This window comes from Hylemonella sp. P2_B10 (genome assembly GCF_056404875.1).
Genome location: NZ_JBFUDE010000006.1, coordinates 245,839 through 262,443, shown reverse-complemented (window position 1 = coordinate 262,443; position 16,605 = coordinate 245,839). Strand labels below are relative to the sequence as shown.

The window sequence follows — 16,605 nt, the reverse complement described above, 5'->3', positions numbered from 1 at the left end:
CTGCATTTCGTCACTCGCGGCTGGGTCGCTGCGCGGCCAATTGCTATGCTGCGCTGTTTTCTGATTGACACAACAAAACAGGGCGCGCTGGAGGAAGAACATGAAGAACTGGATCAAGTGGACGGTGGTCGTGGTGCTGGCACTGGCCATCGTGCTGGCCGGCGTGGCTGGCTTTGGCATCTGGCGTGGCCACGCCAAGCGTGAACGCGTGGTCGCCCAGCCGGCCTACATGCTGGCCATGCGCGACGATGCCGCCGCCGTGGAGCGCGGCCGCTACCTGTACCTGTCGCGCGGCTGCACCGAGTGCCACGGCACCAACGGCGCCGGTCGCATCTTCGCGGACGACGCCAAGATGGGCCTGCGCCTGGGCGGCCCCAACATCAGCCCCGGCACCGGCAACGTGGTGGCCAACTACCGCCCCGAGGACTGGGAGCGCGCGCTGCGCCATGGCATCAAGCCCAATGGCCGCACGCTGATGGTGATGCCCTCGGAAGACTACAACCGCTTCACCGACGAAGACCTCGCCTCCCTGGTGGCCTATGTGCGCCAGATGCCGCCGGCGCGCGGCGGCAAGGCGGTGCTGGAGCTGCCCCCGCTGCTGATGGCCATGTATGGCTTCAACCTGATTCAGGACGCCGCCGAGAAAATCGACCACAGCCTGAAGCCCTCACAGCCTGTCGCCCAGGCCGTCACCGTGGAGCATGGCCGCTACGTGGGCCAGATGTGCGTGGGCTGCCATGGCGCCAAGCTGTCGGGCGGCAAGATTCCCGGCGCCCCGCCGGACTGGCCTGCCGCCGCCAACCTGACGCCCGGCCAGGGCGGCACCATGGGTGCCTACCCCGACGCCCAGGCCTTCAAGGCCATGCTGCGCAACGGCAAGCGGCCCGATGGCAGCGCGGTGAGCAAGGTGATGCCATTTAGCGCGTTGGGCATGATCAACGATGTGGATGCCGAGGCGCTGTACTTGTACCTGAAGTCATTGCCGCCGCTGGCAGCCGGCGGGCGCTGAGCCGTACCCCGCTTGGCGCGGGGGGGAACTCACGTGCGTGAGCGGTACATCCACCCCACCAGGAGGCCCAGCAGTGCGGTGCGCAGCAGGTCAAAGCCAATCTGCTTGGCCACCAGCAGCGGCGGCAGGGGCTGCACCACGTAATAGATCATGTAGGTGGGCACCACCGTGAGGAACGCCACCAGCAGGCCAAAGCGCAGGCCCTGGCCTGCCCAGGGCCTGTGGTATTCCACGCCGCGCTGGTAGATGGCCACGAAGGTCAGCGCAATGAACACATGGGCCAACAGCATCAGCGGGAAATACTGCTGGCTGTCTTGCGGCGTGCGCATGATGCCGGTCAGCGCCAGGTAGTCGGCCTGCAGCAGCAGGCCATGGAGCAAAAAGTCCGTGGCCATGGCGGCCACAAAAAACACCAGCGACGCCAGCCAGAAAGTCTTGCCCATGGTCTCGTTTCCTTGTTGTGGTTGTTGCGACAGGCCACTGTACTCCGGCTTGGCCCGCGGCGCCATCTGGCGGCGCCTGGCCTGTGCGGCTAAGATGCGTGGCTTTGAAGCCTGGGAGATCGTGATGCGTTTCAAGCAAGCAGCCATCGTGCTGGCTCTGGCCGGCCTGGGCGCCGCCAGCACCCTGCATGCCGCCACGCCGGCCAAGGCGGTCGCAACCCAGGGCGCCGTGAACTCGGCCAACGGCCAGCTCAGCATACGGCACCAGAAGTACGCCTTGGCCAATGGTCTGGAAGTCATCCTGGTGGAAGACCACCGGCTGCCACTGGTGGCCTTCAACCTGTGGATACACGCCGGCCCGCGCAACGAGGCCAAGGGCCAGACCGGCTTTGCCCACCTGTTCGAGCACCTGGTGTTCGCCGGCACCAAGCACCTGCAGCGCGGCGAGACCGACAAGCTGGTGGACGCCGTGGGCGGCACCGATTACAACGGCACCACCAACTTTGACCGCACCAACTACTTCTTCACGCTGCCCTCCAACCAGCTGGAGCTGGGACTGTGGATCAAGTCCGACATGCTGGGCTACATGACCGACGAGGTGGACTCCACGTCGCTGGCCAACCAGCAGGACGTGGTGCGCAACGAGCGCCGCCAGAGCCGCGAAAACCGGCCCTATGGCGTCACCACCGAAGTGGTGTACCAGGCGCTGTTCCCCGAGGGCCATCCCTACCGGGCTTCGGTCATTGGCTCGCATGCCGACATCCAGTCCATCAAGCTCGACGACGTCAAGGCTTTCGCCCGCACCTACTACCGGCCCAACAACGCCACACTGGTGTTGGCAGGCGATTTCCAGCCGGCCCAGGCCAAGGCGCTGGTGCAGAAGTATTTTGGCGCCCTGAAGACCGGTGAACCGGTCAAGCCGGTGGTGGCCGCGCAGCCGGTGCTGACCGGCGAGCAGCGCGTGCAGGTGACGGACCGGGTGGAGCTGTCGCGCCTGGACATGGCCTGGCACACGCCAGCCATCTTCAAGCCCGGTGACGCTGAGCTGGACGTGGCATCCAGCATCCTGGGCGAGGGCAAGGCCAGCCGCCTGTACAAGACATTGGTGTACGACAAGCAATTGGCGCAGAGCGTGTCTGTCAACCAGGCGTCGCTGAGCCTGGGCTCGGTGTTCAGCATCGAGGTGCTGGCGCGGCCGGGCAAGTCGTTGGCCGAGATCGAGGCACTGGTGGACGCTGAGCTGGCCAACCTGGCGCGCAACCCGCCCAGCGCCGCAGAGGTGCAGCGCGCCGTGGCCGGCATACAGACGCATATGCTGCAGCGGCTGGAAAAGGTGACCACGCTGGCCGACACGGTCAACAACTACAACCTGATGGCCGGCGACCCCAACTACCTGGGCAAGGACCTGGCCCGTTACCGCGCCCTGACACCGCAGGCGGTGTCCGGCGTGGTGGCTTCGCTGTTGCGCAAGGATGCCCGGGTGGTCGCCATCACCCTGCCTGGCGCCCAGCAGTTGGGGCCGGAGATCCCCACGCCGGCCATGCCCACCACGGTGGTCAAGGGTGAAGCGCTGAACGCCGACGAACCCTGGCGCGCCAAGCAGCCAGCCGGCGGCAAGGCCAAGCCGCTGGTGCTGCCGGCGGGCAAACGTTTTGTGCTGGCCAACGGCCTGACCGTGGTGCACGTCGCCAAGCCCGGCCTGCCGCTGGTCAGCGGCACGCTGGTGCTGCGGGCCGGCCAGTTGGCCAACCCGTTGGACAAGCCCGGCCTGTCGGGTTTCACCGCTGCCATGCTGCAAGAGGGCACGGCTACACGCACGGCGCAGCAGATTGCCGATCAGGTGGCCGATCTGGGCGCCACGCTGAACACTGCCAGCCGCAGTGAAGACGCCCGGGTCGAGCTGTCCAGCATGAAGGCCAATTTCGCCAATGGGCTGGAACTGTTGGCCGACGTGGCCCTGCACCCGGCCTTTGCATCGGCTGAGGTTGAGCGCATACGCGCCGCCAGGCTGGGCGCGCTGGCCCAGCAGCGCACCCAAGCTTCGGCGCTGGTGGGGGTGGTGGCCAGCCAGGCCCTGTTCGGCGCGCAGCATCCGCTGGGTGAGGGCGCCTTGGGCACCGAGGCCAGCCTGCGCGCCATCGACATCGCCGCGCTGAAGGGCTTCTGGCAAGCCCACTACCGGCCCGACCAGGCGGCCCTGGTCGTGGCCGGCGACATGGGCGAGGCCGAGCTGCGCAAGCTGGCGCAGCGCCTGTTTGGCGCCTGGCCGCGCCCGGCCGGCAAATTGGCTGCCACGGCCGTCGCGCCGCAGCCCACCGCGGCCCGCGTGGTGCTGGTGGACAAGCCCGGCGCGCCGCAGACCGCGCTGAGCGTGGTGGCGCTGGCGCCCTTGGCCAGTGACCCGCATGCGCAGGACATCGACATCATGAACGCCGGCATGGGCGGCTTGTTCACTTCGCGCATCAACCACGAGTTGCGCGAGGTCAAGGGCTACACCTATGGCGTCTATTCCGGCTACGCGCTGGGTCGCGCCAGCGGCCGGGTGGCGATACGCGGCAGCGTGCGCACCGACGTCACCGGCGCGGCGCTGACCGACATGTTCAAGCAGATCGACGGTGTGCGCGCCGCGCCCATGGATGCGCAGGAATTCAGCCGCGTGCGCAATGCCCAGCTGCTGGCGCTGCCCGGCCTGTTCGACACCAACCAGGCCATCGTGGCCGGCTACGTCAACGACTGGGCCAACGGCCTGCCGGCCGAGAGCATCACCAAGCTGCCGGGCAAGCTGGCGGCGGTAACGCCTGCCAGCGCTTTTGCAGCTGCCAAGGCCTATGCCGATCCGGCCAAGTTCATCGTCGTGGCGGTGGGTGACAAGGCCAAGGTGCTGCCCCAGTTGCAAGCCTTTGGCCGCCAGCCGCTGGAGATGCGCGACAGCTCTGGTGTGGTGCTGCCTGAGCAAGCCGCTTCGAAGTAGTCCGCTTCCCACTCACTGTTTCTGAGCGGTCACCTTCAGCAAACGTATGGTGTAGTGCGCCAGCTGGCTGTCCTCACGCATCAACTGGCCCACGAACTGTTTGGGCAAACGCAGTTCGGTGAAGTCCCGCAGCGGCTGCGCCACCAGCACTGTGCCGTCGGAGGGCAGGGTGCTGGCCGGCGCGTCATGCCAGCGCCAGGCGTGGCCGCTGGTCTCGGCCAGTTCGTTGAGCAGGGTGGCGGCGCCATCCGCATAGGTCAGCAGGTAGAAGCTGGTGTCCGCCTGCAGCGCGCGTGGCAGGTCCCGCGCCAGCGGCCCGGTCCTGAACACCTGCAACACCGGTTGGTCGCTGAAGAATTCAAAGGCCTTGAAATAGTCCAGCTTGTAGACATAGGTGGGGTGTTGGGCCATGCCCAACGTCTGCAGGGCCACCTTGCGGCCCATGTTGTAGTCCTGGTTCAGCCGGTTGTGAAACTGGGCTGAAAAGCTGAACAGCGCCAGCGCTGCCCCCGCGCCCACCGTCAAGGCCTGCGCCAGGCGGGACTGGTGGCGCAGCACGCTGGCGGCCACGCCCGCCGTTGCCGCCAGCAGCAGCGGCAAGGCCCACGCCGCCTCGCCGCGCCACAGCGGTGGCAGGCTGATGCCCAAGGTCAGCAGCAGCACCAGCACGCTCAGGCCCCCATGGGTCAACAGCCACCAGCGCGGGTAGCCTGCAGCGCGCTCGGCCAGCCAGGCGGCGCACAGCACGACGCCATACGGGAAGACCAGGAACATGTAGTAGTCCATCTGGTAGCGGGTGGCGCTGAAGACCAGCAACGCCGACAGAAAAGGGGACCACAGCAACACCTCGGGCAGCGTCAGCGCGACAAGGGTGCGCGCCTTGCGCAGGCGATCCAGTGTGTCCAGCAGCGCCGCCATCAAGGCCCAGCCCCATGGGAAGAAGGTCCACAGCAGGTTGTGCAGGTAAAACAGCGGGTCGCCCTGGGTGTTCTTGATCGGGCCGGTGTTCAGGAAGCGGCCAAACTGGCTGTCCCAGAAGAAGAAGCGCAGGCCGGAGACGCCCGTGCGGTCGAACATCTCTTTTTCAGGGTGCAGGTCGAATTGCAGGTAGAGGCACACCAGCTCCGGACTGGTGGCCAGCAAGACCAGCGCGGCCAGCGCCAGCCAGCGCCAGCGCGAGTAGCCGCGTGGTGCGCGCCAGCGGTACACATGCACCGCCAGTGCACCCACCCCCAGCAGCACGCCAGCGATCAGCCCCTTGGTCATCAGGGCGCATCCGCCCAACAGCGCAGCCAGCAGGGCCCAGCGCCACTGGCCACTGAACTCGAAGCGCAGCAGCGCGTAGGTGGCGCCCGGCATCAGGCCCAGCAGGTAGACCTCGGCGCGCTGGTCGTAGGCGCTCAGCATCAGGCCGAACAGGCTCACATACAGCAGGCAGGCCAGCGCGGCCACACGCTGCTCGTGAAAGAAGCGCGCCAGCTTGTGGGTCTGCCAGGCGCCCAGGCCAAAGAACAGCAGGCCCGGCAGCAGAACGGCGCGCTCACCCACACCCACCAGCTTGAAGGCAATGGCCATCATCCAGAAGGGGAAATGCGGCTTGTCCAGCCAGTCCCGGCCCAGGTAGGTCAGGTTGACCCAGTCGTCGTGCAGCGCGATGTTCCTGGCGATCACCGCATAGACCATGGCATCGCCATCCACGGCGGGGAAGGCCAGGCACAGCCCGCACACCAGCAGGCCCAGCGCCCAGCTCAACGCCAGCAGGGTGTGGGCGGAGGGCAGTTTGGCGGAGATGGCCGTCGTTGGCGCGGCAGCGGCATGCAGGTCAGTCACGCGCAACGGATCTTCAGAGGCAGGTGGAGGACGAGGTGGCTGGCAAGGCCGCTGTGGCACGCCGCAACGCCGCGCGCGCCAGCAGCCGGGTCGAGTCCAGGGTGGGCAGGGGGGAATTGGTGTCGTTCATGATCAAGGGAATCTCGGTGCAGCCCAGCACCACGGCGTCGCAGTCCTGCGACTTCAGCCGCGCAAACACCTGCTGAAAGCGCGCCACTGCGTCGGCTTTGAACACCCCGCGCACCAGTTCGTCCATGATGATGCGCTGGATGTCGTCGCGCTCAGCCTCACTGGGCAGCAGGCACTCCAGGCCACGCCGTGCCAGCGCATCCGGGTACACCGCGCTGTCGACCAGCCAGCGGGTGCCGGTGACCCCCAGCCGGCGGTAGCCGCGCCGCACGGCCTCGGCCGCCACCTCGTCGGCAATGTGCAGCCAGGGCCGGGGCGACTCGGGCAGCACCAGGTGCAGCGCCTGGTGGATGGTGTTGTCGGGGCAGATCAGAAAGTCCGCTCCGGCGCTGGCCAGCTTGCGCGCCGAGCGCAGCATCAGCTGGGCCACGCCGTGCAGATCGCCGCGCTCCAGGCACACCACGTAGTCGGCCAGCGGCAGCGTGTGCAGCGAGATTTCCGGGTGCGCATGCGGCCCCATGAAGCCGGCGCCTTCGGCGCACAGCGTGCGGTAGCACAGCGCCGCACCCTCGGCCGAGCAGCCGACGATGCCGATGTGCAGTGCTTGTGCCGTGTCCATGATCAGCGCGCAGTTTAGGGCAACACGGCGATGCGTGCAGCCCATCGCGCTGCTGAACCGCTGGGCGGCCGTCGGGTTTCATTCGCGGCCGGCCGGAACTCAAGTCCCCAGCGTGGCCTGCAGTGTGATCTCGGGCACGGCCGCCAACGCCTTGGACAGCGGGCAGTCGCGCTTGGCCTGGGCGGCAATCTGCTGGAACGTCGCCTCATCCATGCCAGGCACCACGGCGCTCAGCGTCAGCGCGATGCGGTCAATGGCAAAGCCTTCGCCCTGCTTGGCCAACCGCACCCGGGCCTGGGTGTCTGCGGACTGGGTGGCGAAGCCGGCCTTGTCACAGGCGAATGAAAACGCCATGGTGAAGCATGCAGCATGTGCCGCGCCCAGGATTTCCTCCGGATTGGTGCCGCGCCGGTCGTCTTCAAAGCGGCTGGCAAAGCCGTAGGGGTATTTTTCCAGCGCGCCGGTATCGGTGCTGATCTGGCCCTGGCCGGCCTTGCCCCGGCCTTCCCAATGCACGCTGGCGCTTTTTTCGATGCTCATGGGTCTGTCCTTCGCGGGAATGCGGTTGAGTTCCGCAACAGCGAGTATGCGGACAGGCTGCCAGCCACTCTGTGCGCCTGCGCACAACGGCGCTCGAATGGCAGGCCAATCCGGACGATACGCTAAAGCATTCGCTAAAATAGATCTTTATGCGACTTACTGTATTCACCGACTATGCGCTGCGCGTCATGCTGGTGCTGGCCTCGCGCACGCAGGAACTGGTCACGATCGCCGATATTTCGGGGGCCTTTGGCATTTCCCAGGCGCATTTGATGAAAGTCACCCACGTGCTGGGCAAGACCGGCTGGGTGGAGACCGTGCGCGGGCGCAATGGCGGCATGCGCCTGGCCGCCGATCCCCGCAAGCTGCGCCTGGGGCAGGTGGTGCGCCAGCTGGAGGCCGATTTCGCGCTGGTGGAGTGCCTGGGCGAGGACAACCAATGCGTGCTCACGGGCCAGTGCGGCCTGGAGCAGGCGTTGCTGCTGGCCCGTCAGGCGTTCTTTGACGTCATGCAGCGCTACACCCTGGCCGACCTGGTGGACAGCAGCCCGGCGCTGGCGGCCCTGGGACTGTGGCAGCCCATCACCTGGACGACCGGTGCAGCCGCAACCAAACCCGTCGCCAAACCCGTGACAAAAGCCACTGCCAGCGCGCGTAACCGCGGCTGACGCTCGGCAAATTTCCGCAGGCTGGCGCCTAGGCCAGCAGCTTCAGCAATTTGCGGATATCACCCTGGCAGGCCTGTTGGGCCTGCGCTTCTATGCCCCGGTACAACGCGATCAACTCGCGGCCGGTGTCGGTCAACTGGCTGCCGCCGCCATGCTGGCCACCGGTGGCCGAGGCCACCGCAGGCGCCTTCAGCGCCTGGTTCAGTTCGGCAATCAGCAGCCAGGCGCGCCGGTAAGACATGCCCAATTGCTTGGCGGCCGCAGTGATGGAGCCGGTCTGCGCCATCGCCTCCAGCAGCTGCACCTTGCCCGGGCCGATGGCAATGGTCTCCCCCGTCATCACCCGCATGCGCAGCTTCAGCGCCGGCTTGGCGTTGACGGTGACAGGTGCTGGAGCAACTGGGGCTTTGGTGGATCGGGTGGCAGGCATGGGCTGGGCAGTGCGCAAGGCTATTGTGCCGGCATTTGTGGAAAACTCTTCTGCTTCACCGTCATGGCGGGGTGGGGGGTTGCAGCACCTGCTGGGCGTCGGCGCGCAGGCGTTGGGCAATGCTGCCGGCCAGGTGCAGGCGGCGCAGCAGCCAGGGGCTGAGGTCTTGCGTGAACGGGTCGGGCAACACCACCGGGCCAGCTGCAGCCTGCGCCGGCGTGGCGGCTGGCAGTGTCGGCTGGGCCTTGGCGGTCAAGGTGCCGTCGATGGTCGAGGCGGCCAACTGCAGCGGTGCGCGTATGGTGTCGGCGTTGAGCCGGCCGCGGCGCAGCAGCAGCATGGTCTTGACGGCAGTCAGCTGCCCCAGCAATTGGTAGCTGTGCGCCAGCAGCCGCCCCAGCGGCTCCAGCGGCGGGCGCACCGCGCGCGGCTCCGACAGCGAGCGCTGCGTGGCCTGCACCAGCGCCGACAGGCTGTCGTGCGCCTCGCGCCGGGCCAGCCGCCAGCCCAGTTCGGTCTGGTTGTCCACCGCCTGCAGCTGGCCCAGGCCCAGCGCCTCGCGGGCGTGGCGCGCCTGCGCCGCCAGCGTGCGCGCCACCAGTGCCGGAATCTGTCCGCGTTCCCACGACGGCAGCACATAGCTGAAGGCCCAGGCCAGGGCCACGCCGATCAACGTGTCCGACACCCGCTCCAGCAACTCGAAAGCCGGGCTGGCGCCGCTGTGCAACAGGTGCGCCTGCAGCAGCGCCATCACCGTGGCCGCCACCACGGTGACCAGGTAGCGCCGCACCGCAAACGCATGCGCCACCCCCTGGCCCACGGTGATGATGGCCAGCAACAGGGCCAGCGGTGCATGCAAGGCCAGCAGGCCGCCGACCAGCAGGCAACCCAGCAGCGTGCCGGCCACGCGCGCGTTGCGCCGCTCCAGCGTCTGCGCCAGGCTGCCGCGCAGCACCACGGTGATGGTCAGCAAGATCCAGTAATCATGTGTGCCCCAGGGCAGCGCCATGCTGATGATCTGGCCGGCGGCGATGGCCAGCGCCGCGCGTATCGCATGGCGCAGCGGCGGTGCGTCCCAGCGCCACAGGCCGGTAAACGGCTGCCACGACCAGTGGGTGGGGCTGATGAACATCTGCCAGGTGGCACGCACCAGGGCCAGATCCGGGGCGATGTCGCCACGCGCCAGCGCAGTGAGGCGGCGCACCTCTTCATGGATGTAGCCCATGCGGTTGATCAGGCCGCGCGCCAGGATGTCCGGCGCCGGGCCGGCTGGTTCATCGCCGTCATCGTCAGAGGGCGGCGGCAGTTGGGGGCGCATGCGGTCGTCGACAAAAGGCGCCGGCTGGCGGCCCAGCAGCAGGTCGTCAGCCAGCAATTCCAATTGGCTGGCCATCGCCTCCAGCTCGCTGCGCAGCGCCTGCAGCACCTGCATCTGCTCGGGCTGTGTTTTGAGCGCGTCCAGGTCCAGCTCGCAGGCCACCAGGTGGTCGCGCGTCTCCAGGATCTGCATCAGCATGGCCGCCAACTGCTGGCGCCGCGCCGTCTGGGGGGATTCCAGCAGGATGTCGCGTGCCGCCTGCAACTGGTCGGTCAGCGCCGCCAGGTTGCGCAGCAGCTGGCCCACCAGCGGGTTGTCCTGCCCGTCGTCGGGGGCCGGCGTGAACTGGCGCGCCTGGGTGCGCGCCAGCGCCGCCACAGCCAGCAGCGTGTCGGCCAGCATCTGCACCCGTAGCCGGGCGTTCAGCAGGCTCCAGGCCAGCGTGGCATAGACGATGTAGCCGAAGGCACCCAGCGCGAAATACAGGCTGGTCATCGCCACCGACGCCTGGGCCTCGCTGGGCGGCGCCGCCATGGAAAAGATCATGGAGAACATCACCGACACCGAGATCGGAATGCCCCGCTTGCCCCAGGCCGCGCCGAGGAAGGCGGCGAAGCTGGCCACCACCAGCAGCACGGTGAGCTGCAGCGGCTGCTGGTGCAGCACCTGCACGGCCCAGAACAGCGGCGGCCCAATCAGTGCTGCCGGCAGCAGTTGCCAGAACTTGCCGCGCCTCGGGCTGGGCTGGTCAGGTGGAATGGCCACGATCACCCCCACCGAAGCGGTGGCTGCCGCGAAGCTGCCCAGGAAGGCATGGGCCAGCGCCGACACCAGCAGCAGCCCCACCGCTGCGATGGCGCCGTTCATGACGTAGTAGCTCAGCAACACACGCAGGGCGACGCGCAGGCGGCTGTCGGGGGCGGAGGGGAGCAGCATGACGGGCTGGCGGGCGGTGGGTTATCCCGGGCGGGTCGCCGGCGGGCGTGGACGCAGTCTAACCCCGAGCGCGCGACCGGCTGGCTTGCGCAGGCACCTGCGCCAGGTCAAACACGGGGCACGTACCTCTTGTGGGGCTTGCTGATCTGGTTTAACGTGAACAGGCAGGTGGCTGCAGTCAACAACAACATTGGGGCGTCAAGCATGAACGGGTTCAATCTGTCTTTGGGGGCCAAGCTGTGGCTGGCTTTGGCGGTGGTCGTCGGGCTGCTGGCCGTGACGCTGGGTGTGGCCACATCGCGCGGCACGGCGCTCACCACGCGCCAGGATGCCGCCGCCGACAGCCAGACCAAGCGGCTGGCGCTGGTCAACCGCTGGGTGCGCTTCACCGAGGTCAACGTCACCCGCGTCACCGCCAGCATCGTCAGCGCCGATCCGGCGGTGGACGAGCTGTACAAGGAGATCATCCCGGCCAGCATTGCGCAGATTTCCGAGATCCAGAAAAGCATTGAGCAACTGGAGATGGACGCCGACAGCAAGGCCCAGTTCGCCCAGATCGGCGAGGACCGCAAGGCGGTGTTGGCCTCCTTGGCCAAGGCACGCGAGCTGAAGAAGGCGGGTGACCAGGCCGGCGCTGTGGTCGAGGTCAAGAAAGTGTTCCTGCCGGCCAGCGACAAGTACGTGAAAGCGCTGCAGCGCTTCATCGACCTGCAGGGCAAGAGCGCCGATGTGCTGCAGGCTGATTTCGTGCAGCAGCGCACCGACAACAGCCGCTTCGCCCAGGGCATGGTGCTGTTGCTGATCGTGCTGCTGGTGGGCGGCACGGTGCTGCTGGTGCGCCAGATACGCCAGCCGCTGCGAGACGCCATTCGCGTGGCCGAAACCATTGCCTCGGGTAACCTGGGCGTGCATGTGGACACCAGCCGGCCCGACGAGTTCGGCGAGATGATGAAGGCGCTGGGCCACATGAAGGACCAGTTGACGCACCTGGTGGCCGACGTGCGCCGGGGCACCGAGAGCATCACCACGGCCAGCGAAGAGATCGCCATGGGCAACCAGGACCTGGCCAACCGCACCGAGCAGACCGCCTCCAACCTGGAAAAAACCGCCTCCAGCATGGAGCAGTTGACCGCCACCGTGAAGCAATCGGCCGACTCGGCGCGCCAGGCCAACCAGTTGGCCAGCTCAGCGGCGCAGGTGGCGCAGCGTGGCGGTGAGGTGGTGGGACAGGTGGTGTCCACCATGGACGAGATCAACGCCAGCTCGCGCAAGATCAGCGACATCATCAGCGTCATCGACGGCATTGCCTTTCAGACCAACATCCTGGCACTGAACGCCGCCGTGGAGGCGGCGCGCGCCGGCGAGCAGGGACGGGGCTTTGCCGTGGTGGCCTCTGAGGTGCGCAGCCTGGCCGGCCGCTCGGCCGAGGCGGCCAAGGAGATCAAGACGCTGATCAGCGCCAGCGTGGACAAGGTGGCCGGCGGTTCGCGCCTGGTGGCCGAGGCCGGCCAAACCATGACCGAGATCGTCAGCTCGGTGCAGCGGGTGACCGACATCATGGGCGAGATCAGCGCCGCTGCGTCTGAACAGTTCCAGGGCATCACCGAGGTCAACAGCGCGGTCGGCGTGCTGGACCAGATGACGCAGCAGAATTCCGCGCTGGTGGAGCAAAGCGCGGCTGCCGCTTCCAGCATGAAGGAGCAGGCGCACCGCTTGGCCGAGGTGGTCGGGGCCTTCAAGCTCAGCGCAATATAGCCCCCACGTCCGGCACTGCGTGTCCGTCCTGCCCCCCGAGGGGGCCGCAAATTCCCTTGGGGCGGCCCGGCGGGAATTTATCGCGATCTTCGTCAGGGGTAGTCGTACTTCAGCGAGTGGCAGCGGTAGGCTTCGGTGCGGTAGGGGAAGGCGATGCTGTCCTGGCCGCGCAGGGCAGGGTGGGTGTCCACCAGGGTCTGCAGTTGGCGTGCCACGTCAGCTTTCTGAACGGCCGGCAGTGAGGCGATGAAGCTGACCGACAGAAACCGGTCCAGGATGACCTGCTGCGCACTGCCCACATGCTGGTAGCTGAACGTGGTCAGTTCCAGCGGTGAAAACAGGTGGCTGCCGCCGGCACCGGCGAAGGGCCGGCGCCAGTCGCCTTTGTAGAAGCGCGGGGCATCGCCCTCGTGCGGGGTGATGATCTCGGTGATAGCGGCCACCCAGTCCACCGCCTCGTCGCGCACATTCCACACCAGGCCCAGCCAGCCGCCGGGCGCCAGCACCCGTTGCATCTCGCGCAGCGCGTTTTCGCTGGCGAACCAGTGAAAGGCCTGCGCGCACACCAGGGCATGGGCGCAGCTGTCGGGCAGCGGCATGGCTTGCGCGCTGCCGGCCAGCGCCTGCACGCCGGGCAGCGCGGCGGCCAGTTGCTCGCGCATGGCCGCCACCGGCTCCACCGCCAGCACCCGGGCGCCGGCCTGTGCCAGCACCTTCGTGAACTTGCCGGTGCCCGCACCCAGGTCCACCACCGTGTTGCCGGGTTCGACTGCCAACGCCTGGGTCAGCCAGGGCAGCAGTTCGGGCGGGTACTCGGGCCGGCCGCGCGCGTAGGCCTGGGCCTCGGTGGAAAAACCTTGTTGGGCGGCATGGTGCAGGCTGCTCATGTAGGCATTATCCGACGTGCAGGCTTGTCCTTGGCCGCTTGTAAGCCCCTGGGCCGAGGCCCAGAATGGCAACATGGACTACCGAAAAGTTGACCAGGCCACCGCTTTTGTTCGCACCCAGATGGCCAAGAACAACGGCGAAGTGATTCCCTGGGGCCGCTACCAGCAGTTGGTCAAAGACCACCTGTGGGACCCGGATCTGCCGGCCAAATTCAAGATGCCGCCCGAGTACCACTACGCCTATCTGCGCGGCAAGGGCCTGAGCGATGCCGACGCCATCGAGCGCATGGGCTTGGGGGACAACGAAGCCAGGCGCCAGGCGCCGGCTGAGGAAGAAAGCGTCTGGGACAAGTTGAAGTTCTGGCGCTAGACCGTCGGCCCAGACGCGGTTTCTGCGTTATTCGGCCTCGATGCCAGCCGCCTTGATCACTTTGCCCCACTTGACCGTCTCTGCTGCCTGGAACTTGGCGAGTTCCTCGGGTGTGGTGGTCCAGGCGACGACGCCGGCATTGTCATAGAACGTCTTGGCGGCGGCGCTGTGGGTCCCCGCGACCAGCAGCTCCTGCAGGCGCTTGACCACGGCTGGCGGCGTAGCCGCAGGCACGTAGGCGGCAAACCAATAGCCCATGTCGTAGCCCTTGACGCCGGCTTCGGCGATGGTGGGCACGTCGGGCAACAGCCCCAGGCGCTTGTCGGTGGAAACCCCCAGCGCGCGCAGCTTGCCGGCCTTGATTTGCGGCAGGCCGGTGGCGGTGTCGGTGATCATCATGTCGATCTGGCCGCCCAGCAGGTCGATGATGGCGGCGGGGTTGGCCTTGTAGGGCACGTGCAGGATGTCGGTGCCACTGAGCTGCTTGAACATCTCGCCGGCCACGCGGCTGGACGAACTGCCGCTGCCAAAGCTCAGCTTGCCGGGCCGCTTGCGCAGGTCTGCCAGCAAGTCGGCTACGGTCTTGTAGGGCGCTTCGGCGCGCACCACCAGCACCTGGCCACCCTTGCCCAGACCGGTCAGCGGCTGGAAGTCCTTCACCGGGTCGTAGGGCAGCTTCTTGTACAGGTGCTCGTTGGCGGCGTGCGTGGTGTTGGTGGTGATCAGCACCGTGTAGCCGTCGGCCGGCGCCTTGGCAGCCACGCCGGCTGCCGTCATGCCGCCGGCACCGGCGCGGTTGTCCACGATCACGGCCTGCTTGGTGTCGGCGGTGATCGATTGGCCCAGCGCGCGTGCCAGCAGGTCGGTGGCGCTGCCGGGGCTGAAGGGCACGATGAAGGTGATCTGCTTGGCCGGGTAGGGATCAGCCGCCATGGCCGCGGACACGGCCATCGTCAGGGCCGTGGCGGCCAGCAGTTTGGAAAAGAAGTGTCTCATGTGTTGCCTCGTTGTGGTCTGAGTGGATGGGTTGGGTTGGAACAGTGCTTGCCGTTCAGTCGGCGGGATCGGGAATGTCCATGCTGAGCAAGGCCGAGCTGAGCGACTTGCCGTGCGCATCCAGCGCCAGCGAGCGTGTCACGCCACCACCCAGTGCCAACTGCAGGACAAAATTGAATGCACCCAACTGGGGCAGCTCGTAGCGCACCACGCTGCCGTGCACCACGCCAGCAAACAGCTGCTTGACGCTGTCCTCGGTGACGTGCTGCTTCAAATGTGCATAGTGGCGCGCCTCAAAAGCGATCAGCGAGATGTTCGAGGTATTGCCCTTGTCGCCGGTGCGCGAGTGGGCCAGTTGGCGCAGTTGCATGTCAGGCCTCCAGCAGCGCTACGGTGGGCGCCACCCGTTCGCGCGGCAGCAGCACAGACTGTACCGCCAGCACTTCCTTGGCAGACTGTGTGGCGCCGCCACCGCCGGCCGGCCCGTTGGTGTACAGCGTTTCCACTTCGTTGCCGATGCGGCGGGCCTCGGCCAGCGTGGCGGCGCGGCCGGCCACGCGCAGCCGCACTTCATAGGGTTCAGCGGCTGAGGCGGACAGGGTAGGGCCATGCAGCGCGTCCACGCCGATCAGGTCCAAGCGCAGCTCATGGCATTGCACGCCCGTCAGTTGCAGGCGTTCCCGGACGATCTCCAAGGCCAGCCGCGCGCGCGCCAGCGCGCCAGGCCCGGCGTAAGACATCTGGCCCTCACCGATGTAGCCGTCCACATAGCCCACCGATACCTTCAGCGTGGGTGTCCTGGCGCTGCCGCGCCCACCGGTGACCCGCACGCGGTCCGAACCGATCTGCGCCACCTGGACCTGCGAGAAATCAGCTGTCACGTCGGGCTGGAAATAACGTGCGGGGTCGTGGATTTCGTACAGCAGTTGCTCCGTCACCGTGGCGGTGTCAACGCGCCCGCCGGAACCCTCCACCTTGGTGATGACGACAGAGCCATCGGCGCTGACCTCCCCGATCGGGAAACCGAGCCGCGCCAGGTCTGGCACGTCCTTGACGCCGGGGTCGGCGAAATAGCCGCCGGTGATCTGGCCCGCGCATTCCAGCAGGTGGCCCACCACCGTGGCTTGGCCCAGGCGGTCCCAGTCATCCATGGCCCAGCCGAATTCGTGCAGCAACGGCGCCATGAACAGCGCCGGATCGGCCGATCGCCCGGTGATGACCACGTGCGCACCAGTGCGCAGCGCGTCCACGATGGGCTGTGCACCCAGGTAGGCGTTGGCGGATACCACCCGGTCCCCCAGCGAGGACAGGGGCGCACCCGTTTCCTCCAGCCGGTAGTCACCCTGGCGCACGACGTCCAGCACGTCGTCCCCCAGCACCGCCGCCACCTTGAGCCCGGCCAGGCCCAGCGCACGCGCCACATCCACCACCTTGCGGGCCGCTGCCAGCGGATTCGCGGCGCCCATGTTGCTGATGATGCGCGTGCCCTTGGCCTGCGTGGCGGCCAGCACCGCGCGCATGCGCCGCTCCAGCAGCGGGTCGTAGCCCAGCGTCGGGTCTTCGCGCCTGGCCTTCTGCGCCAGCGCAATGGTCCGCTCAGCCAGGCATTCGAACACCAGGTAGTCCAGCCGCCCGTGCTGCGCCAGCTCCACGGCAGGTTCGATGCGGTCACCGGAATAACCGGCGCCGGCGCCGATTCGGATC

Annotated in this window: 15 protein-coding genes; 5 read left to right on the top strand and 10 right to left on the bottom strand. The window is 67.4% G+C overall.

The window, feature by feature from the left end:
- Positions 1-100 precede the first annotated feature (100 nt).
- On the top strand, positions 101-1,009 hold the full coding sequence (locus tag AC1DX2_RS24005) for a c-type cytochrome (protein WP_477198950.1): 909 nt from the start codon (positions 101-103) through the stop codon (positions 1,007-1,009).
- A gap of 29 nt (positions 1,010-1,038) precedes the next feature.
- Here AC1DX2_RS24005 and AC1DX2_RS24000 read toward each other — a convergent pair whose 3' ends face one another.
- Positions 1,039-1,452, bottom strand: coding sequence for a hypothetical protein (locus AC1DX2_RS24000; protein ID WP_477198949.1), 414 nt, complete (start codon positions 1,450-1,452; stop codon positions 1,039-1,041).
- 124 nt (positions 1,453-1,576) lie between these two features.
- On the opposite strand from AC1DX2_RS24000, the gene AC1DX2_RS23995 reads away from it, so the two are divergent.
- Positions 1,577-4,423, top strand: a complete 2,847-nt coding sequence (locus tag AC1DX2_RS23995) for a M16 family metallopeptidase (protein ID WP_477198948.1) — start codon at positions 1,577-1,579, stop codon at positions 4,421-4,423.
- A 12-nt stretch (positions 4,424-4,435) separates the two neighbouring features.
- Here AC1DX2_RS23995 and AC1DX2_RS23990 read toward each other — a convergent pair whose 3' ends face one another.
- The 3 genes from AC1DX2_RS23990 to AC1DX2_RS23980 form a co-directional block, all read right to left on the bottom strand.
- Complete coding sequence (locus AC1DX2_RS23990; RefSeq protein ID WP_477198947.1) at positions 4,436-6,253, bottom strand: ArnT family glycosyltransferase; 1,818 nt, start codon at positions 6,251-6,253, stop codon at positions 4,436-4,438.
- A gap of 13 nt (positions 6,254-6,266) precedes the next feature.
- A complete protein-coding gene (locus AC1DX2_RS23985) occupies positions 6,267-7,001 on the bottom strand; it encodes an aspartate/glutamate racemase family protein (RefSeq protein ID WP_477198946.1) in 735 nt (244 codons plus the stop codon).
- 99 nt (positions 7,002-7,100) lie between these two features.
- A complete protein-coding gene (locus AC1DX2_RS23980; RefSeq protein WP_477198945.1) occupies positions 7,101-7,541 on the bottom strand; it encodes an OsmC family protein in 441 nt (146 codons plus the stop codon).
- 149 nt (positions 7,542-7,690) lie between these two features.
- On the opposite strand from AC1DX2_RS23980, the gene AC1DX2_RS23975 reads away from it, so the two are divergent.
- Positions 7,691-8,209, top strand: coding sequence for an RrF2 family transcriptional regulator (locus AC1DX2_RS23975; protein ID WP_477198944.1), 519 nt, complete (start codon positions 7,691-7,693; stop codon positions 8,207-8,209).
- Between the two features lie 28 nt (positions 8,210-8,237).
- Here AC1DX2_RS23975 and AC1DX2_RS23970 read toward each other — a convergent pair whose 3' ends face one another.
- Both AC1DX2_RS23970 and AC1DX2_RS23965 read right to left on the bottom strand, forming a co-directional pair.
- Positions 8,238-8,639 (bottom strand): winged helix-turn-helix domain-containing protein, encoded by a 402-nt coding sequence (locus AC1DX2_RS23970; protein WP_477198943.1) that lies wholly within the window; start codon positions 8,637-8,639, stop codon positions 8,238-8,240.
- A 61-nt stretch (positions 8,640-8,700) separates the two neighbouring features.
- Positions 8,701-10,893: an FUSC family protein gene (locus AC1DX2_RS23965; RefSeq protein ID WP_477198942.1), complete on the bottom strand. Its 2,193-nt coding sequence runs from the start codon at positions 10,891-10,893 to the stop codon at positions 8,701-8,703.
- A gap of 204 nt (positions 10,894-11,097) precedes the next feature.
- Here AC1DX2_RS23965 and AC1DX2_RS23960 point away from each other — a divergent pair, with 204 nt between their 5' ends.
- Positions 11,098-12,648 carry a methyl-accepting chemotaxis protein gene (locus AC1DX2_RS23960; RefSeq protein WP_477198941.1) on the top strand — a complete coding sequence of 517 codons (1,551 nt, stop codon included), beginning with the start codon at positions 11,098-11,100 and terminating at the stop codon, positions 12,646-12,648.
- A 92-nt stretch (positions 12,649-12,740) separates the two neighbouring features.
- On the opposite strand, the gene AC1DX2_RS23955 is transcribed toward AC1DX2_RS23960, so the two are convergent.
- A complete protein-coding gene (locus tag AC1DX2_RS23955) occupies positions 12,741-13,535 on the bottom strand; it encodes a class I SAM-dependent methyltransferase (RefSeq protein ID WP_477198940.1) in 795 nt (264 codons plus the stop codon).
- A 73-nt stretch (positions 13,536-13,608) separates the two neighbouring features.
- Here AC1DX2_RS23955 and AC1DX2_RS23950 point away from each other — a divergent pair, with 73 nt between their 5' ends.
- A complete protein-coding gene (locus tag AC1DX2_RS23950) occupies positions 13,609-13,905 on the top strand; it encodes a hypothetical protein (RefSeq protein ID WP_477198939.1) in 297 nt (98 codons plus the stop codon).
- A gap of 27 nt (positions 13,906-13,932) precedes the next feature.
- Here the strand turns inward: AC1DX2_RS23950 and AC1DX2_RS23945 are convergent, their stop codons facing one another.
- The 3 genes from AC1DX2_RS23945 to AC1DX2_RS23935 form a co-directional block, all read right to left on the bottom strand.
- Positions 13,933-14,856 carry a Bug family tripartite tricarboxylate transporter substrate binding protein gene (locus AC1DX2_RS23945; protein WP_477199048.1) on the bottom strand — a complete coding sequence of 308 codons (924 nt, stop codon included), beginning with the start codon at positions 14,854-14,856 and terminating at the stop codon, positions 13,933-13,935.
- Positions 14,857-14,956: 100 nt separating this feature from the next.
- Positions 14,957-15,271, bottom strand: a complete 315-nt coding sequence (locus AC1DX2_RS23940; RefSeq protein WP_477198938.1) for an AtuA-related protein — start codon at positions 15,269-15,271, stop codon at positions 14,957-14,959.
- Between the two features lies 1 nt (position 15,272).
- Positions 15,273-16,604: an acyclic terpene utilization AtuA family protein gene (locus AC1DX2_RS23935; RefSeq protein ID WP_477199047.1), complete on the bottom strand. Its 1,332-nt coding sequence runs from the start codon at positions 16,602-16,604 to the stop codon at positions 15,273-15,275.
- Between the last annotated feature and the right edge of the window lies 1 nt (position 16,605).